This window comes from Pedobacter sp. KLB.chiD, from assembly GCF_047040275.1.
GTDB lineage: Bacteria > Bacteroidota > Bacteroidia > Sphingobacteriales > Sphingobacteriaceae > Pedobacter.
Map to the genome: position 1 here is coordinate 4,558,035 of NZ_CP178207.1, position 19,079 is coordinate 4,577,113.

General features: G+C 39.7%; 14 protein-coding genes. 10 read left to right on the forward strand and 4 right to left on the reverse strand.

The window, feature by feature from the left end; genetic code table 11:
* The first annotated feature begins 24 nt into the window (after positions 1-24).
* From gltX to ACK1I8_RS18870, 8 genes are all read left to right on the forward strand, one after another.
* Positions 25-1,533 carry a glutamate--tRNA ligase gene (gltX, locus tag ACK1I8_RS18835; RefSeq protein WP_412466828.1) on the forward strand — a complete coding sequence of 503 codons (1,509 nt, stop codon included), beginning with the start codon at positions 25-27 and terminating at the stop codon, positions 1,531-1,533.
* A gap of 364 nt (positions 1,534-1,897) precedes the next feature.
* Positions 1,898-2,740, forward strand: a complete 843-nt coding sequence (locus tag ACK1I8_RS18840) for a neutral zinc metallopeptidase (RefSeq protein ID WP_412466829.1) — start codon at positions 1,898-1,900, stop codon at positions 2,738-2,740.
* A 104-nt stretch (positions 2,741-2,844) separates the two neighbouring features.
* Entirely contained in the window at positions 2,845-3,978 is a 1,134-nt protein-coding gene (locus ACK1I8_RS18845; RefSeq protein WP_412466830.1) for an ATP-binding protein, read from the forward strand.
* A gap of 19 nt (positions 3,979-3,997) precedes the next feature.
* On the forward strand, positions 3,998-7,582 hold the full coding sequence (locus ACK1I8_RS18850) for a response regulator (protein ID WP_412466831.1): 3,585 nt from the start codon (positions 3,998-4,000) through the stop codon (positions 7,580-7,582).
* Positions 7,583-7,595: 13 nt separating this feature from the next.
* Positions 7,596-7,970 carry a response regulator gene (locus ACK1I8_RS18855; RefSeq protein ID WP_412466832.1) on the forward strand — a complete coding sequence of 125 codons (375 nt, stop codon included), beginning with the start codon at positions 7,596-7,598 and terminating at the stop codon, positions 7,968-7,970.
* A gap of 6 nt (positions 7,971-7,976) precedes the next feature.
* The gene (locus ACK1I8_RS18860) at positions 7,977-8,792 is read left to right on the forward strand and encodes a CheR family methyltransferase (protein WP_412469393.1); all 816 of its coding nucleotides are present in this window, start codon (positions 7,977-7,979) and stop codon (positions 8,790-8,792) included.
* The gene (locus ACK1I8_RS18865) at positions 8,777-9,361 is read left to right on the forward strand and encodes a chemotaxis protein CheB (RefSeq protein WP_412466833.1); all 585 of its coding nucleotides are present in this window, start codon (positions 8,777-8,779) and stop codon (positions 9,359-9,361) included. Before ACK1I8_RS18860 ends, ACK1I8_RS18865 begins: the two co-directional genes overlap by 16 nt.
* The gene (locus ACK1I8_RS18870; RefSeq protein WP_293784780.1) at positions 9,354-9,746 is read left to right on the forward strand and encodes a response regulator; all 393 of its coding nucleotides are present in this window, start codon (positions 9,354-9,356) and stop codon (positions 9,744-9,746) included. The genes ACK1I8_RS18865 and ACK1I8_RS18870 overlap by 8 nt, the downstream gene beginning before the upstream one ends.
* A gap of 117 nt (positions 9,747-9,863) precedes the next feature.
* Here the strand turns inward: ACK1I8_RS18870 and ACK1I8_RS18875 are convergent, their stop codons facing one another.
* The 4 genes from ACK1I8_RS18875 to ACK1I8_RS18890 all read right to left on the reverse strand — a co-directional run bounded on the left by ACK1I8_RS18875 (position 9,864) and on the right by ACK1I8_RS18890 (position 15,093).
* Positions 9,864-10,820 (reverse strand): DUF3137 domain-containing protein, encoded by a 957-nt coding sequence (locus tag ACK1I8_RS18875; RefSeq protein ID WP_412466834.1) that lies wholly within the window; start codon positions 10,818-10,820, stop codon positions 9,864-9,866.
* Positions 10,820-11,377 carry a LemA family protein gene (locus ACK1I8_RS18880; RefSeq protein WP_412466835.1) on the reverse strand — a complete coding sequence of 186 codons (558 nt, stop codon included), beginning with the start codon at positions 11,375-11,377 and terminating at the stop codon, positions 10,820-10,822. The genes ACK1I8_RS18875 and ACK1I8_RS18880 overlap by 1 nt, the downstream gene beginning before the upstream one ends.
* A gap of 47 nt (positions 11,378-11,424) precedes the next feature.
* A complete protein-coding gene (locus ACK1I8_RS18885) occupies positions 11,425-13,239 on the reverse strand; it encodes a hypothetical protein (protein ID WP_412466836.1) in 1,815 nt (604 codons plus the stop codon).
* 66 nt (positions 13,240-13,305) lie between these two features.
* On the reverse strand, positions 13,306-15,093 hold the full coding sequence (locus ACK1I8_RS18890; RefSeq protein ID WP_412466837.1) for a hypothetical protein: 1,788 nt from the start codon (positions 15,091-15,093) through the stop codon (positions 13,306-13,308).
* Positions 15,094-16,257: 1,164 nt separating this feature from the next.
* On the opposite strand from ACK1I8_RS18890, the gene miaB reads away from it, so the two are divergent.
* Together miaB and ACK1I8_RS18900 are read left to right on the forward strand one after the other, a co-directional pair.
* Positions 16,258-17,676: a tRNA (N6-isopentenyl adenosine(37)-C2)-methylthiotransferase MiaB gene (gene miaB / locus ACK1I8_RS18895; protein WP_412466838.1), complete on the forward strand. Its 1,419-nt coding sequence runs from the start codon at positions 16,258-16,260 to the stop codon at positions 17,674-17,676.
* Positions 17,677-17,776: 100 nt separating this feature from the next.
* Positions 17,777-19,024: a sigma 54-interacting transcriptional regulator gene (locus ACK1I8_RS18900; protein ID WP_412466839.1), complete on the forward strand. Its 1,248-nt coding sequence runs from the start codon at positions 17,777-17,779 to the stop codon at positions 19,022-19,024.
* The last annotated feature ends 55 nt before the right edge of the window (positions 19,025-19,079 follow it).

Consider the following 19,079-nt stretch of genomic DNA (forward strand, 5'->3'; position numbering starts at 1 on the left):
TAACTCCCTGCTCTTTGCTTAATCATGGATAAAAAAGTTAGAGTAAGATTTGCCCCAAGCCCAACCGGAGGTTTGCATTTAGGCGGTGTGCGTACTGCCCTGTTCAATTATTTGTTTGCCAAAAAAAATAATGGAACTTTCGTACTTCGAGTAGAAGATACCGATCAAAACCGCTTTGTAGAAGGCGCAGAACAATATATCGTAAACTGTTTAGACTGGTGCGGCATTACACCAGATGAAAGCCCCGATCACCCAGGCGTTTATGGGCCGTACCGCCAAAGCGAACGCAAAGCCAGTTATCGTAAATTTGCCGAACAGTTAATTAGTGATGGTTATGCCTACTATGCTTTCGATACCCCGGAAGAATTAGAGGCCAAACGTAAAGAAATTCCAAATTTCCAGTATGGGCAGGCCACACGCATGCAGATGCGTAATTCTTTAACCCTTACTGTTAGTGAGGTTGAAGGGTTATTGGCCGATAAAACGCCGCATGTTATCCGCATTAAAGTGCCAAGTGATGAAATTGTACATTTTAATGATTTAATCCGTGGTGACGTAAGTTTTGAAACCGCCTTGGTTGATGATAAAGTATTGTTAAAAGCCGACGGAATGCCAACCTATCACTTAGCTGTTGTGGTTGATGATAAGGCGATGGAAATTACTCATGCGTTTAGGGGAGAAGAGTGGTTGCCTTCTGCGCCGGTACATATTTTACTTTGGAGATATTTAGGCTGGGAAACCGATATGCCGGTATGGGCACACCTGCCTTTGATCTTAAAGCCAGATGGACATGGAAAATTAAGCAAACGCGACGGCGACCGGTTAGGTTTCCCGGTTTATGCCATGAACTGGACTGATCCTAAAACCGGCGATGTAACCAGGGGATTTAAAGAAATGGGTTTTATGCCTGAAGCTTTTATCAATATGTTGGCCCTTTTAGGCTGGAATGATGGTACTGACCAGGAATTATTCTCGTTAAAAGAGTTGGAAGAAAAATTCTCGATAGAAAGGATTAGCAAAGCAGGGGCTAAATTCGATTTCGAAAAAGCTAAATGGTATAACCACGAGTGGATTAAAGCAGAGCGCGGAGAGCGTTTAGCGTTTAGCGTTAAAAACGAACTCGAAAAAGCGGGCGTTACTGTTAATGACGATGCCTTCTTAAATACCGTGATTGATCTTATTAAAGATCGTTGCACTTTATTGCCTGATTTTGTGGCACAGAGCAGTTACTTTTTTACCTCACCTGCAACATACGATGTGAATTCGGTAAAACCTAAATGGACAGCTGAAAAGGCTGATTTCTTTAATCGTTTTGCTGCTGAGTTAACTTTAAATGATGCCGTTTCTGCTGAAGCTGCCTTTAAAACCCTGGCAGAAGAAAAAGGTTTTAAACCGGGCGAATTGATGCTGCCTTTCCGGATTATGCTGGTGGGCGGTAAATTTGGGCCAGGCGTTTTTGATATTGCGGTATTACTCGGCGTAGCTGAAACTCAGGCAAGAATAGCCAAAGCGATAGCTGTTTTTAACGCATAATATTATTTAAGTATATGCAGAGAAGTCAAGCCTTTTAAACCTTGATTTCTTTTTTGACCTTGTTTCGTTATTTTTTTTAAACGGTCGTCATGTGAATTTTATTTCAGAACCCTTATTAAGGTAAAGTATTCTGAAATAAATTGCTGTTATCCCGCTTAAGGCCAGGTTTACCTAGCCGCCTTCCGCGATACAACAGATCTGGTTGATAACGTTATAAGATAAAGCCAGTTACCGCAAACTTTACCGGAAATCGGCTTTTTTTATTGCCACAACCTAAAAGAATAAATCAATAAAAATAATTTATACTTTAGTATAACAATTTGTCCCTAATTAAGGTTTATCCATAAAACTTAAAATATAGACTATGCAATGGTTTGGTAAAGGCAGTAATAATGTAGAAGATGGTAGAAGCAGCGGTGGCGGAAAAACCATACTTGGTGGGGGTGTGGGTATCATCATTGTGGTGCTCGGCTTAATTTTCGGCAAAGATTTAACAGGTTTGGTTGGTCAGATTCCGGCTACTACAGGTACTAAAGAGGTTAAGCAGGGTGTACCGGCAAACGATCCACAGGCAAAGTTTGTTGCAGGTGTGTTAGAATCAACCGAGCAGGTATGGGATCAAGAATTTAAGGCCATGGGCAGGCAATATGAATATCCTAAGCTCAGGCTGTTTAGAGATGCGGTACAAACTGCATGTGGAAATGCCAGCGCTAATGTGGGACCATTTTATTGCCCGGCCGATCATAAAGTATATATCGATTTATCATTTTATGATGATTTAAAAAACCGTTTCGGTGCTGCCGGAGACTTTGCGCAGGCTTATGTAATTGCACATGAGGTTGGTCATCACGTCCAGAACTTATTGGGCATTTCGGAAAAACTGGATCAGGCACGCGGTCAGGTTAGCGAAAAGGAGTATAACCGCTTATCGGTGAAATTAGAATTGCAAGCCGATTTCTTTGCGGGACTTTGGGCGCACAATGCCCAAAACCTTAAAGATTTTAAATTGGAAGAGGGCGATATAGAAGAGGCATTAACGGCAGCCAATGCTATTGGCGATGATAAATTGCAAAAACAGGCTACCGGCGAAGTGCAACCTGATTCCTTTACCCATGGTACCTCTGCACAACGGATGTACTGGTTTAAAAAAGGCTTCGAAACGGGGGATATTAAACAGGGCGATACCTTCAATTCAAATAATTTATAAAAAATCAAAACTTTTTTAAAACCTTGGCTGTTTGTTTACAGTTAAAGAGGTTTTATCTCTAAACCAAACATAATTATCCCGGCTTCTTATTTGTTTTAATCAAGATGATCCTTATAGTTGATGACAGGCCAGAAAACCTGATCTCGTTACAGAAAGTACTCCAGGCACATAATTTTGAGGTTGATACCGCATCATCCGGGGAGGAAGCACTGAAAAAAGTTTTAAAAAACAACTATGTTCTGATTATTCTCGATGTACAGATGCCAGATATGGATGGCTTTGAGGTTGCCGAAACCATTTCTGGTTTTAGCAAAGCAAAAGAGACCGCCATCATATTTCTTTCTGCTGTAAATACCGAGTTGAAATTTATCACCAAAGGATACCGTAGCGGGGGGTTGGATTACATCACCAAACCAGTTGATATTCATGTTTTGCTTCTTAAAATTAAAACGTTTTATCGCATCTACGAACAGAATAGAAAACTTAACGAAGTGCAGGAAAAACTGCTCAAGGAAATTGAATTCAGAAAGCAGGCCGAAAATAAAAAGGACGAATTTATCAGCATTGCCAGTCATGAGTTAAAAACACCTTTAACCAGTGTAAAGGGCTATATCCAGCTGTTGCAGCGGAGCCTTAAAAGGGATGACAAAGACATGGCCCAGAGCCATCTCGAAAAAGCCAGTATTCAACTCGAAAAATTAAACGAATTAATCGTCGATCTGCTCGATATCTCAAAAATCGAGAGCGGAAAGATGAAGTTTAATATGAAAACTTTTTGTGCTGATAATATGGTAAACAATGCGATTGAGATGTTGCAGCAATCTAATCCCGACTTTAAAATCAGTAAATTGGGTCAAACGCATGAAATGATCTTTGGTGATGAAATGCGGCTGGAACAGGTGGTTATCAATTTTATTACCAATGCCATTAAATATGCTCCCGGAACCAATCAGGTTAATGTAACCATAAACATTAGAGATGGGAAACTTTATCTGGCTGTAAAAGATTTTGGTATCGGCATTTCAAAAGAACAGCAGCACAAAATTTTCGATAAATTTTATCGGGTAGAAGAAAACAGTAACCGGTTTAACGGTCTTGGGATTGGCTTATACATCTGTTCGGAAATCATAAACCGCCATGGTGGCACAATAGGCGTAAACAGTGTACCGGATGAAGGTTCTGAATTCTATTTTATTATTCCTACAACAGAAGAAGAAATCCTCAAAAATCAAATCTAATTATCCTTAACCCATATTAATGAAAACAACTCTTAAAAATAATTTGCGTTTAGGCCTCGGCTTATCGCTAATTATTCTGTTTATCAGTTCCCTGGCTTCTTACATCAGTATTGGTAATTTGATTAAAAGTACCGAATTGGTTAAACGAAGTGATGAGGTAATTTTAAATGCTGAGCGTGTGATATCCTATTTAAAAGATGCCGAAACGGGTCAGCGGGGCTTTTTATTGACAGGAAACAAGGTGTTTTTGACACCATATTATGGCGCCAGCGATTCGGCAGCTGTATTGTTGAAAAAAGTTGAATTCATTACCAGGGACAATCGCTTTCAGCAAAATAATGTAGCTGCACTTAAAAATATCCTTCTTAAGCGAATGGGTATCATTAAATCGACTATAGAGATTAAAACTTTGGGCGGTGCTATTGATCCGACCGTTTTGTTTCAGGGCAAATTTTATATGGATGATGCCAGGTCGATTGTAAGCAAAATGGTAGCCGAAGAGAAAAGATTACTGGAAGAAAGAACCAATGAATTAAATAAACTTACTTCCTATACCCCAATTCTGATTTTAATTGCGGCACTTCTGGCCATCATGATCACCTTGTTTTTTTATCGCAGAGTATCAATCGATTTTGACGAACGCGTTAAACTTCAACAGGAAATTGAAGATAAAAAATATGAGATGGAAAAACGCATTGCTGCCATTAAAGAAATTGCCGTTCAAATTTCTAATGGCAATTATGGCGTAAAGCTCGATAGCCAAAGCCAGGATGATATTGGCGAACTTTCGGAATCGTTAAATACCATGTCATTGTCGTTAAAAAAATCTTTTGACGCTTTAGAGGAGAATGAGTGGTTGCAAACAGGTGTAGCTAATCTAAACGTTAAAATGGTTGGCGAAAAAGACGTTTTCCAGTTGGCAGACGATATTGTTGAGTTTCTGGCCAATTATACCAATAGCCAGATCGGTGCCATTTATTTATTTAAAGATGATGGATACCTGCATTTAAAGGGGCAATACGCACTTCAAGGGCAAAATTTAACTCAAACCCTTGAGCTTGGACAGGGCTTAATTGGCCAGGCAGTTAAATCAGGTAAGCCTATATTGTTAAATGATGTTCCGCAGAACGAACTGACTATTACGCACGCCACTGGGAAAATTAAGCCTGCACAGTTAATTGTACTGCCCATCATTAGAAACGAAATTTCGATAGGTGGATTAGAATTAGGTACCATTGATAGGTATAGCCAGCTGCAATTACACTTTTTGAAGCTGATTTTATCTGATGTTGGCACAGCTTTATTGGGTGCACAGAACAGGTTTAAATTGCAGCAGTTGTTAGAGGAAACGCAGGCACAATCAGAAGAGTTACAGGTGCAGCATAACGAGCTGGAGGGTTTAAATGCAGAACTCGAAGCTCAGGCCCAGAAACTTCAGGCCAGCGAAGAAGAATTACGTGTGCAACAGGAAGAACTGTTACAGAGTAACCAGGAGCTTGAAGAAAGAAGCAGCTTACTGGAGGAAAAAAATGAACTGATTGAAGAGCGCAATATTGAGATCCAGCAAAAGGCAGAAGCCTTAGAACTGAGTACAAGATATAAATCAGAGTTCCTGGCCAACATGTCACACGAGTTAAGGACACCGCTCAACTCAATATTGTTGTTATCAAGATTAATGGCCGAAAATGAGGCTATGGATCCCGAACACCAGGAATATGCCGGGGTTATTCAAAGCTCTGGACAAGGACTTTTAAGTTTAATCGACGAAATCTTAGATCTTTCTAAAATTGAGGCCGGCAAAATGGAACTCGATCGGACAAATGTTAAGGTTGACGATATCGTTTCCGGTATGCGCTCGCTATTTAACCCTTTAGCTAAAGATAAGAACCTAAACTTCGTTATTGAAAAATCGGCGGGAGTTCCTGAATTTTTTCACACTGATAAAATGCGCCTGGAGCAGATTATTAAAAACCTGCTATCAAATGCCATTAAATTTACTACCGTTGGTTCGGTAACGCTGGATATCGATAAAAATGATAAGTTGGGCGCACTTGTGTTTAAAGTTACCGATACAGGCGTAGGTATTGCTCCCGAAAAACAAGGCATGATATTCGAAGCTTTTCAACAGGCTGATGGCTCTACGCGCCGTAAGTTTGGTGGCACGGGTCTCGGGCTTTCCATTAGCAGAGAACTGGCTAAACTATTGGGCGGATATATCGATTTAAAAAGTGCTGAAGGCGAAGGAAGTGTTTTCACACTTACCCTACCCATTGATAAAAATAAAGGTTTTGAAAGTATAGAACCCCAAACAGAGAAACCCGTAACAGCATTCGAAACCCCGGTAAAAAAAGTAAGCCATTTAACGGTTGGAAATATTCCCCAGGAAATCGAGGATGACCGTAACGATATCGGGCCTGATGATAAAGTGATTTTAATTGTGGAAGACGATACCCCTTTTGCCAAAACACTTTTAGATTTTACAAGGAAAAGAAACTACAAGGGGTTGGTTGCTGTTCGCGGCGACGTAGGGATTGAAATGGCGAAAACGTTTAAACCGCTTGCTATTTTACTTGATATCCAACTCCCTGTTAAAGATGGCTGGCAGGTAATGGAGGAGCTGAAATCCGATCCTGCTACACGTCCTATTCCGGTACACATCATGTCTTCCTTGCAGGTGAAGAAAGAAAGTTTATTAAAAGGCGCAGTAGATTTTATCAATAAACCTTTTGCTTTTGAGCATATGCAAGAGATATTTTCGAAACTTGAGCATGCTTTAAGCCGTCATCCTAAAAAAGTACTTATTGTAGAAGAAAATGAACAGCACGCTAAAGCGCTAAGTTACTTCTTAAGCAATTTCAATATTCAGACAGAAATTGTGAACCAGGTAAATGAAAGTGTTTCTGCCTTACATAGGCCGGAGGTAAACTGCGTGATTCTGGATATGGGCATTCCGGATAAACATGCTTATGAAACGCTGGAAGTAGTAAAGAAAACACCTGGTTTAGAGAATTTGCCTATTATCATTTTCACAGGTAAAAACCTGTCAAAAGGAGAGGAGAACCGGATTAAACAATATGCTGATTCGATTGTGGTCAAAACCGCGCATTCTTACCAACGGATTCTCGATGAAGCTGGCCTTTTCCTGCACCTGGTAGAAGAAAAAAGCAAGGAGAAAAACAAAATACCTCAAAAGTTTTCCGAACTGCAGGATGTGCTGGTTGGTAAAACGGTTCTGATAGCGGATGATGATGTACGCAACATCTTCTCCTTAACCAAGATGTTAGAGCAGCACCAGATGAAAGTGGTTGCGGCCACTGATGGTAAAGAAGCCCTTAAACTTTTGAACGAAAACCCCGAAATTGATGTGGTTTTGATGGATATGATGATGCCCGAACTAGATGGTTACGAAACAACAACAGCCATCAGGCAGGATATCAAATACCGCAACCTGCCTATTTTGGCCGTTACCGCAAAAGCGATGATGGGCGATCGCGAAAAGTGCATTGCCGCTGGTGCATCCGATTACATCAGTAAACCGGTAGATATGGACCAGTTGATCTCATTGTTAAGAGTTTGGTTATACGAAAATCATCATACATCATAAACTATTTTATTTTATGCCTCTTCAAAAATTAATTCTCATCATTGATGATGATAACCGAAACATTTTTGCTTTAAAAGCTGTTTTAAAGGCCAAAGGTTTTGAATGTTTATCTGCTATAAGTGCGCAGGAAGGCTTTTCTGTTTTAGAAAAGCACGATCATGTTGACATTGTTTTAATGGATATGATGATGCCGGATATGGATGGTTATCAGGCTATGGCTGTTATGAAAAAGTCGGATAAGATGCGGAGCATACCCATATTGGCCGTAACTGCCCAGGCCATGGTAGGAGATAAGGAACGTTGCCTGAGTGCAGGTGCATCGGGTTATATTTCAAAACCGATAAATGTTGATGAGTTATTAAAGCAAATAGAAAATTTTACAAAATAGCTGGTGATAAGTGATGTGATAGATAATGAACAGGTAGAAATCCTGTTGAATGATGTTTTAGAAAATCATGGTTACGATTTTCTGGAATACTCTCACGCATCGATAAAGCGGCGGATTATACGCCTTTACGGACTGGATAATTTTGTAAGTTTTGCCGAATTTCGTTATACCGTTAAAACGGACAAGCAATATTTTAAGCGTTTTTTAGAAGAAATTACGGTTAATGTTACCGAAATGTTCCGCGATCCTTCTTTTTATAAATCTTTACGGAATGATGTACTGCCGGTGCTGGGCACTTATCCGTTTATCAGGATCTGGGTGGCAGGTTGTTCTACCGGAGAAGAAGCCTATTCGCTTGCCATTGTTTTGAAAGAGCTTAATTTGCTGCATAAATCACTCATTTACGCTACAGATATTAATCCTTCGGTTTTAGAAAAGGCAAAAAAAGGCATGTTTCCTTTAACCTACTTAAAACAATATTCAGAGAATTACCTACAATCAGGCGGCTTAAAAGATTTTTCTGCCTATTACACTGCAAACTATTCTTTAGCTAAATTTGATGAAAGCTTAAACCGTAAGATGATCTTTTCTACGCATAATCTGGTATCTGATCACTCTTTTAACGAGTTTCAGCTCATTTTATGTAGAAATGTATTAATCTATTTCGATAAGGAGCTACAACATAAGGTTTTTAACCTATTTGACGGTAGCATTGAGAAATTAGGTTATCTTGCCCTTGGAAGTAAAGAGAGTTTGGAGTTTTGGCCAAAGGCGAAAGAGTATAAAAGGATTAAAATGGAGAAAATATGGCGAAAACTATAGGTTCTGCATCTTGTGAGGCCTTAATTATTGGTGGCTCGGCCGGTAGTTTAGATGTTCTGCTCGAAATTTTTCCGGCCCTCAGAACGGATATCCGTTTTCCTATCGTAATAGTAGTTCACCGGAAGGCCAATAATGAATCTCTTTTAACCGATTTGTTAAAATCACGTACTATATTAGCCGTTGGCGAAGCAGAAGAAAAAGAATTTTTAATACCAGGTAAAGTTTTTATTGCCCCTGCAGATTATCATATGCTGATAGAGGAAGATCGGAGTATATCTTTAGATTATTCTGAAAAAGTAAATTATTCCCGGCCATCAATTGATGTTACCTTCCAATCAGCAGCTGAAGTTTTTAAAGAAAAATTAGTCTGTATTTTGCTTTCCGGCTCCAATTCAGATGGGGTTGAGGGATTAAAAAATGTGAATAACTTTGGCGGTACGGTGGTTATACAAAACCCAAGTACGGCGGTAATGCCATATATGCCGCAGCAGGCAGTTCTGAATGTGATGCCACATGTAATATTAGATAGCCGCAATATGGCTGATTATATAAATAAATTAAATGATTAATAGCTTTTCGGAGGTTAATATGATGGTTACAAAAAAAGTATTTGTTTTTGATGATAATAAGGATATCCTTGATCTGTGCACATTTATTTTAGAAGATGCAGGGTATGAAATAAAAACATCTGAAAGTGCCAATAACATAGAAGAACAGGTTGCAGCATATATGCCTGATTTAATTTTCATGGATAACTGGTTACCCGATCTGGGCGGAATACAGGCTACGAAAGCTTTAAAAAGCCATCCCGATTTAAAACATATTCCGGTAATTTATTTTTCGGCCAATAATGATATCTCTTCACTCGCTGAAGAAGCCGGTGCGGATAGCTACCTGTCGAAACCTTTTGATATTGCTGCGCTTGAAGAGATTGTAAAAAAACATTTGAGTTAGTGCTTAAGACTCATGAAGTTTCAATACGCCGGTGTGCAGGCAAACTTCGTAAATTTAGACTGGCCTTTGATAAACTTCCGAAGTATCCCTTTTTATGCCCGAGTTAAGCTTCGGAAGTTATTCCTTCCCCCAAATCCTGGTATTCAGATCCAGCTCCTGAACGATATCATACATAAATTTTACGGTTGTAACATCATTATCCAGGGCTTCAGCATTCATTAAAGATTTAAATATCGGGGCTTCAAAATAATTGCGGTTCAAAGGGAAAGCAATATACATCCTCGATTCGATGAAGGATAAACTAATGTCGTATTTTGTTTGATGATTCAGGTTTAAGATACGCTCCATTAATGCCGGGGTTAAAATATAACGTGCTTCTACCTGGTCAGAACCATAAGTGATAAAAGTTTTGTCAAAATCAGGATTTTCCAGCTTTACCACATCATTTCCCCCAAAAGAGAACACATTTTTTGAAAACCAGGCTCCTAGTGCATTGGCGAAGCCTTTAGGGCGTAATATGGTTATTCCATTAAAGTTTTTGTTAAAATCAGCAGCAAATATAATTCCTTTAAAAATATCGTGCCACTCTGTTCGCGTTCCGTTTTTGGTTTGGGTTACTGTTTTATATTCGGCATGTACCTCGGCAAAGTAAAACCGGGTTTTATTCGCACACCCGGTTACGAGATCTTCTGTTTTATAACGATCAGGCTCTTGGGTAAATAATTGTGTGTACATAAATTCCGAAGCCGCAATTCCCTGGTAAGGATTTATAGATAGGCTTTCGTCTAAAAATTTAAGCGCCGCACCAATTACATTCGTTTTGTAGTCATTCCGGTAAGCTGTTAAAGAATCGTTGATTTTAAATAACAGAATACCGCCGTATATTAATGGGATTGAGCCAACAACTACACCAGGAACCGGAAAGCCCAGTATGAAGGCTAAAATACAAATAAGAATACCTGCTGCAATAAAAATATAACCTTTGGTTTGTGTTGCGGCAATTCTTTTGCGCGTTACCTCCATAGTAGCCAATACTTGTTGTAAGGCTACATTATTTGCAATATTCGACAACATTAATTATTAAAGAGTTCTTTTGCACTAATGTTTTTGCGTTCTTCGGCTGCGGTTTCTAAAACAGGAATTGGATGGAAGTTTAACATCCCTGCAAATAAACTCCCTGGAAACATCATAATCGAATTATTATAATCGGTTACCGAAGCGTTATAAGTTCTTCTGGCAGCGGCAATCTGTTCTTCACTCTCCGTCCAGGTGGTTTGCAGGTTAATAAAATTGGTATTGGCCTTCAAATCAGGATAATTTTCAACGTTTACCATTAAACTTCTTACATTGCTGCTCAATTGTGCATCTAAATCTGCTTTTTCGGCGTTGCTCATATTCGGTACGCCGGCTTTTGATCTCAGGTCAACTATTTTGGTTAAGGTTCCCTGCTCATAAGTGGTATACTGTTTTACTACTTCAACCAGGTTTGGAATAAGGTCGAATCGTTTTTTAAGCATAACATCAATAGCCGAGAAAGCATTTGTTACCTGGTTTTTCTTCCCGATAAGCGAGTTGTAAAAGAAAATACCGATAAGAAAAATGAATCCGATGATAACGAGGGCAATAATCATAATTTTTAGTTTAAGGTTTAGCGAAGATAAGAAAAGGTGACAACATGTTATCGCTTTTCATTTTGCTCCCGTTCGCGTTTTATTCTACGTTCCAACCGCTTTTGTTTCCTTTTTAAATGATTGGCACGCATGGCTTTAAAATTTGCAATATGCTCTCGTACTTTATTCTGCTTTTCTTCGGTAATCCCTATACTATATTTCACACCGGTAAAAAGGCCTTTCCAGATCATATTGAAGAAAGAAGTATTTGAAGGCCGGCTGTAATTGACGGTTACCGGTACCAGTTTGCCGTCTGCACCGGGGTTTTCAGATTTAATAATCAAGGCGTTGGCTAAAAAAGAAAGAAAACCACGCGTAACCAGGTGATCTTTTTCGGGATCGTTTTTCATCAGGGCAACAGAAAGGTCGTAATAAGAAAATGCTACCGTACCTTTTGTGCCTAAATCGTTTGCTTTAAAACTGAATCTCAATTGATCTACACTGCCGCGGTTAATGCGCACCAGGCCGAGGGGTTTGGTAATCTGGTTTAAAATCCGTGCATTAAAATTATGTAAAACGCCGTGATAAGAAAATGCACCATCTTTAGCGGTAAGGTTGAACATAAAATTTACATCAAGCTTCCCCTGGCCAAATAAATAGGTATTTAAGTTAACCTCCATCATTGGGTTTATGGCCTTAATATTATCAAGATTAGTGGCATTTTTTATAATTCCAGAGGTGTTTTCAAAGCTAATGCGCCCTCTTTCATTACTTTCACTGTTAAAAACGGAATAGTTGATATTCACATCTTTCAACTGGATTTTCTGCACCAGAATGGGTGTTTTAACAAGCTGCAACAGCTGATGGGGAAACTTACCGATCTTATTTTCCTGAGGTTTTGTCGGGAGTCCGTTTTGGTTAAAAACAGATACAGAACCATTGGCAATGGCCATTTCTTTTGCCCACAGTTCCTGTTTGCTGATGTAAAGCGGTAAGTCTATGCCGTTGAGCATAATATCACGCATGCCAATATCAAAACGCTCCCTGGCATAACCTGCAACCTTGCCGAATTTCATTTCATCATACAACGGAACCAATGCAAAGCTATTTATCCTTAATTTGCCCGTTGTAGCCCTAAAATCCAGCTGATCAAGCTTAATGTCGTACATTTTATCAGGTGTACGGTATACATAATTATTTAAGTTGATCACAATATCTTTCAACAGATAAAATCGGCTGGGGTCATCAGCAGAGGTAGAATCAACCAGTAAATCAGTTAGCGTAATGTTAAGATCATCAATATCGAAAGGCACTGAGTGGGGTACATTTTTATTCACATATGTAAAGCTTACATCTTTAAAACGGATGGTTTTGATGCTAAATTCTTTCAGATTTTTGGAAATGATATCATAAGGCGATTTAATGGGCCTGGGGGCGCGACCCTCGTTAAAGGCAAATTGCCGATTAACCATGGTTACCTTGGGTTTATCAAATATAATTTCCTCTAACTGCAGTTTTTTTTCGCGGTAGAGCGTTAACGGGTGGAAGCGTTTTACCACCAGTTTTTTTAAGTGAACAGTATAAAGATTGTTCGGTGCTCTTTTTAAGGCAATAAGCTGCCTGAAACGATTAGTGTCAGGTGTGATTTCTACATTCTGTAAGGTGGCATTGCCTGTAAAAATATTGGTAGATACTTTGGTAAAACTGATGGTATATAAACTATCTGTTGATTTATAGAGCAGTGTTTTAATCCTGTCCGTTAAGATAGGGCGCGACTTTACGTTTAAAAACCAGGCGATACCGGTAAGTGCGATAAACACAAGTAGCAGAGTACCTGCAATCCATTTAAAAACTTTATATCGGTATTTTTTGGTATCAGGCATTAAAAAAAGAGAGATGGTGTTTTATTAGCAATATACGGTATAAACATATATTTGAAAAACGGAAGATCAATTTTTTTCTCTGCGGGCTTTTCGTGCAGCTTTTCTGTCTGCCCTTTTTTGTTCCCTTACCTTTTTTGCAATTACTTTTTGCTGTTTTACCGGATCCTTTTCAGGTACGATGCCAACACCTACAATATCCTTAATGCCTACAAAAACGGTTTTCCACATCAGGTTAAAAAAGGAGGCAGAATTGATCCTGGTATTCGTCATGCTGGCTGTTCTTGGTGCTTCTCCTTTTTGTGGATTTTCATCTTTAACCAAAATGGTATTGGCCAGGAAAGACAAAAAACCTTTTTCCCTGGTTCCCTCGCCATCAATATTGTCTGATAGGAGTTTTACTTTCAGGTTCGTATACAACATGGTCATCGTGCCTGTTGCAGATCTTAAATTTCCGTTGGCCTTAAAATCAACATGCTGTATATTTCCACTTTCTATTTCTACCAAGCCCAGTGCTTTGGCTAACGGATTGAGGTTTTTCATATCAAATTTGCCTAAATTTCCACTGTAGGCAAAAGCACCATTATTATCGGTAAGGTTGAAATCTATTTTTACATTCAGCTTTCCGGTACCCATTAAAAGTGTGTTTAAATCTGCCAGCGCATGGTTCTTTTTACGCAATTGTAAACTATCATTGGTTACATTTAAAATGGTTCCGTTTAGTGCTTTAAACTCAACAGATCCGGTTTTTCTACTTGCCGGGTTGAATTCAGCATATTTAACATTAATGTTCTTTAGCCATACCGTATCAATGAGTACAGGCATGTTTAATCTTTTCAATGCCACGTGTGGATAGTTCCTGCCCTTATCGAACCCCGGCGGCGGTGGCGATTCGCGGCTCATAAATACTTCAACATTGGCGGGGCCAATTTTTAAAGATTTGGCATATAATTTTTGGTCGGTATTTAAACCAATAAAATCTACTCCATTGAACTGCACTTTATCAAAGCTTAAATTGTATCGGTCTTTCTGGATCCTGTATTTTCTTGCAAAAGTAAGTTCATTATATAATGGTGTGAGTCTAAATCCTTTAACTGTTATCTTTTTTGATGAGGTAGAGCCTTTAACGGTATCCACTTTCATGGTGTACATTTTGTCTTTTGTTACCGATTTATAGCCTGCAATCTGAAACGATACATCTTTAGTATAGTAAAACCTGGTGGTATCATCGCCTGAAAGAGAATCCAATAAAAAATCATTGATGTTAATATCCAGGTGCTTAATTGAATTTTTGGTTTTTTTCGAAGCGGTTTTGTTGATGTAATCGAAATCTGCATCAACAATTTTAATGCTTTTTATATGTACGGATTTAAAGGTTTTAGAAAGCTGTTCATAAAGTGATTTTTCATCTTTTATGCTGTCGGCTTTTTGGGTTACCTTATTAAAAAACATATTGATAGATGGCTTTTGTAAAAGGATTTCATTTACGTTTATCCGCTTTTTAAAGTAGGCGGTTAGTATACCAACACGGCTAATCTGCAATTTTTTTAATCTAAGTTCGAAAACATGGGCGGGAGCCAATTGTTTTTTCTTCAAGCTATCAAAAACAGATTCATCGGGTATTAATGTAACATCGCGCAAGGCCATGCTGCCTGTAATGACATTTAAATTAATGCTTTTAAAATCTATCCGATACAAATGATGGGAGCCATTGTAAATGCCGGCTTTAATTTTTTCGGTCAATATGGGCTTCCATCGGGCGCTTAAAAACATCGCACCAAATGCAACAATTAAAATCAATATGCCGAATATGCTTCCTATCCAGGCCCAAATTTTACTTTTATGCTGCGCTATCATTTATCGTGGCTTATCCCTACGTAACAGATAGGAGCGCGAAAGGTTTTTTAGTGTCAAGCTAAAAGACCAAAGCGGAGGGACGGTTGGATGCTTTAAGGTTAAAATGTTTTTTTTGGAGCGAAAGGACAGGATAAGCAACATCGTTTGTTCCTTTGCTTTGCTTGTACGCTTCGGCCGTCGTGCCTCCCGGCCTGCAGGGTACCGCTTCGCCAAGGGCCAGGATCGTTAGGGCAGTGGCTTTACACCCCATCATAGTAGCAAGAGCAGCTGTTAGCTAAACCCGACCGTAGCGTGATGCCACAATTTTTTCAATTGGGGCAGAAGCGGGCGCGGGACTGCAGTCCGCCATTGACAGCGAAGCCTCCATTTCCCAAAAAAAAATTTGACTCGTTTTATAATTAGAAGCTATCAATTCTGAGGAGCGCAAGGACAGGATAAGCAAAATCGTTTGCTCCTTTGCTTTGCTTGTACGCTTCGGCCGTCGTGCCTCCCGGCCTGCAGGGTGCCGCTTCGCCAAGGGCTAGGATCGTTAAGGCAGTGGCTTTAAAACCCTTCATAGTAGCAAGAGCGGGACTGCAGTCCGCCATTGACAGCGAAGCCTCCGTTTCCAAAAAAAAATTGACTCGTTTTATAATTAGAAGCTATCAATTTTGAGGAGCGCAAGGACAGGATAAGCAAAATCGTTTGCTCCTTTGCTTTGCTTGTACGCTTCGGCCGTCGTGCCTCCCGGCCTGCAGGGTACCGCTTCGCCAAGGGCCAGGATCGTTAGGGCAGTGGCTTTAAAACCCTTCATAGTAGCAAGAGCAGCGGTTAGCTAAACCCGACCGTAGCGTGATGCCACAATTTTTTCAATTGAGGCAGAAGCGGGGGCGGGACTGCAGTCCGCCATTTACAGCGAAGCCTCCGTTTCCAAAAAAAATTGACTCGTTTTATAATTAGAAGCTATCAATTTTGAGGAGCGAAAGGATAGGATAAGCAAAATCGTTTGCTCCTTTGCTTTGCAAATAAGCTTCCGGTCTCTTTAACAAATCATTACCATGGATAAGGAAACCTTATGATTCACATTTATCATAATCGTACTGTAAACATTTAAACAAAATATGTCAAATTGTCACTTTTAATTTTATTTATGTATTTTTGCAATCCCCAAAATGTTTTTTAATAATGATTGATTTACAAGTACAGGATAAGACACACGATGAAGCCAGGCAAGGTGAAGCTTTAATTTTAGATACACCGGTTAAAGCTGATGCCCGTAAGCTATATATCGAAAGCTACGGCTGTGCCATGAATTTTGCGGATAGTGAAATTGTTGCCTCTATTTTATCTGAAACGGGATTTGAAACTACGGGGGATTATCACCAGGCAGATGTAATTTTCATTAACACCTGCTCTATCCGCGAAAATGCAGAAACCAGGGTCAGAAACCGGCTATCACAGTTCGGTGTTGAAAAACGCCGTAATCCAAAATTGATTGTTGGGGTTTTAGGCTGCATGGCCGAACGTTTAAAGTCTAAATTTTTGGAAGAAGAACGTTTAGTTGATGTGGTGGTTGGGCCAGATGCTTACCGCGATCTGCCTAACCTGATTGAGCAGGTAGAAAGTGGGCATAAGGCCGTTAATGTTTTATTATCCCGAGAAGAAACTTATGCGGATATTAGTCCGGTTCGGTTAAACAGCAACGGCATAACCGCTTTTATATCCATTACCCGTGGTTGTAATAACATGTGTTCTTTCTGCGTGGTGCCTTTTACCCGTGGACGAGAACGTAGCCGTGATGCACATTCCATTATAGAAGAAGCAAAAGCCTTATTTGAAGCCGGTTACAGGGAGGTTACACTTTTGGGACAAAACGTAGATTCGTACACCTGGACGTCTGAAGATGGTACAGAAACCGTTAATTTTGCGCAGCTTTTGGAGCAAACGGCATTGGTTAGTCCGGATTTAAGGGTACGTTTCTCTACTTCACATCCAAAAGATATTACCGATGAGGTTTTATATACTATTGCCAAATACGATAATATCTGTAATTATATCCACTTGCCTGTTCAATCGGGAAATACCCGCATATTGGAACTGATGAATAGGACTTACACCCGCGAATGGTATATCAATCGTATTGATGCCATCCGCAACATTATTCCGGGTTGTGCAATTTCTACCGATATCATTGCTGGTTTCTGTACAGAAACAGAAGAAGAGCATCAGGAAACCCTGAGCATGATGGATTACGTGCAATATGATTTTGCCTATAATTTTACCTATTCTGAAAGGCCAGGTACTTTAGCAGCCCGTAAATTGGAAGATGATATTCCGGAAGAAGTGAAAAAACGCCGTTTGGCTGAAATTTTAGCCAAACAACAGGCACATTCTTTAATGCGTTTGCAAGAATGGGTAGGAAAAACTGTTCGGGTTTTGATTGAGGGTACTTCAAAAAAATCTGATCTTGATTATTGCGGAAGGGGAGATAGTGGAGCGATGGCTATTTTTCCGGCCATTGAGGGCGTTAAACCAGGTGAGTATGCAAATGTGTATATCGAAAAATGTACATCCGCTACATTAATCGGTAAAATAGTATCATAAAAATCCGTCATGCTGATCCGATAGCTATCGGATTTTTTTCAGCATGTTAATTGAAAGACACTGAAACAATTACAGTGTGGCGTAACTTTAGAAAGCGTAAATGGATACACAAAATATTAAGCAGCGTTTCGGTATTATTGGCAATTCGCCTTTACTTAACCGTGCCATAGATATAGCGAGCCAGGTAGCACCAACAGATATGTCGGTATTAATAACCGGTGAAAGTGGGAGTGGTAAAGAGGTGTTCTCGCAAATTATCCATCAAATGAGTGCCCGTAAGCATGGTGCTTTTATAGCAGTAAACTGTGGGGCTATCCCAGAAGGAACAATCGATTCTGAACTTTTTGGTCATGAAAAAGGATCATTTACCGGTGCGCACGAAGCCCGTAAAGGATATTTTGAGGTGGCCAATGGTGGTACCATTTTTTTAGACGAGGTTGCCGAGCTGCCTTTAGGCACACAGGCCCGTTTGCTGCGTATTTTGGAAAGTGGCGAATACTTACGTGTGGGTTCTTCTAAAGTGCAAAAAACTGATGTTCGTATTATTGCAGCCACTAATGTGGATGTATACAACCGCGTTAAAAATGGAAAGTTCCGTGAGGATTTATATTACAGGTTAAATACCGTTCCACTGCGTATACCAGCTTTGCAGGAGCGTAAAGAAGACATTTACTTGTTATTCAGAAAATTTGCGGCCGATTTTAGCGATAAATACCGTAGCCCGGCATTACACCTGGAGCCGGATGCTATTCAGATCTTAACCAATTATAGCTGGCCGGGTAATGTTCGCCAGTTAAAAAACATTGCTGAGCAGATCTGTGTATTGGAAAAAGACCGGAATGTAAGCGGGCAGGCCATTTTAAACTATATCCCGAACGAAGCGGGCAGTAACCTGCCCATGGCGATCAATGCTCAGTCGAAAGAAGATTTTACAGAAAGAGATATTTTGTATAAGGTTCTTTTTGATATGAAAAAAGATATGGTAGAGCTTAAAAAATTGGTTGCCGAAATTATTCAGCACGGTGGAAATACCGCTACGGTTTTGGCAGATAATCCGCAGTATATCAATCAGCTGTACCGTGATGTAGAATTGCCTGTAGGGCAAGAGCGGGCCTTTACCATTCAGCACCCTGCACAAGGCACTAATAACGTAAACAATAATAACAACACTGATTATTTTGCGCACGAGGCTGAAGAAGTAGAAGAATCTCTATCGCTGGTGGATAAAGAATCAGACCTGATTAAAAAAGCTTTAAAAAAGCATAAGGGTAAGCGTAAGTTTGCTGCACAGGAGTTGGGCATTTCAGAACGGACCTTGTACAGGAAAATTAAAGAATTAAACCTGTAAATGAGCGCTTGTATCAAATTCTCCATAAAGCACGTTCCTCAAAATTAGACAGCCT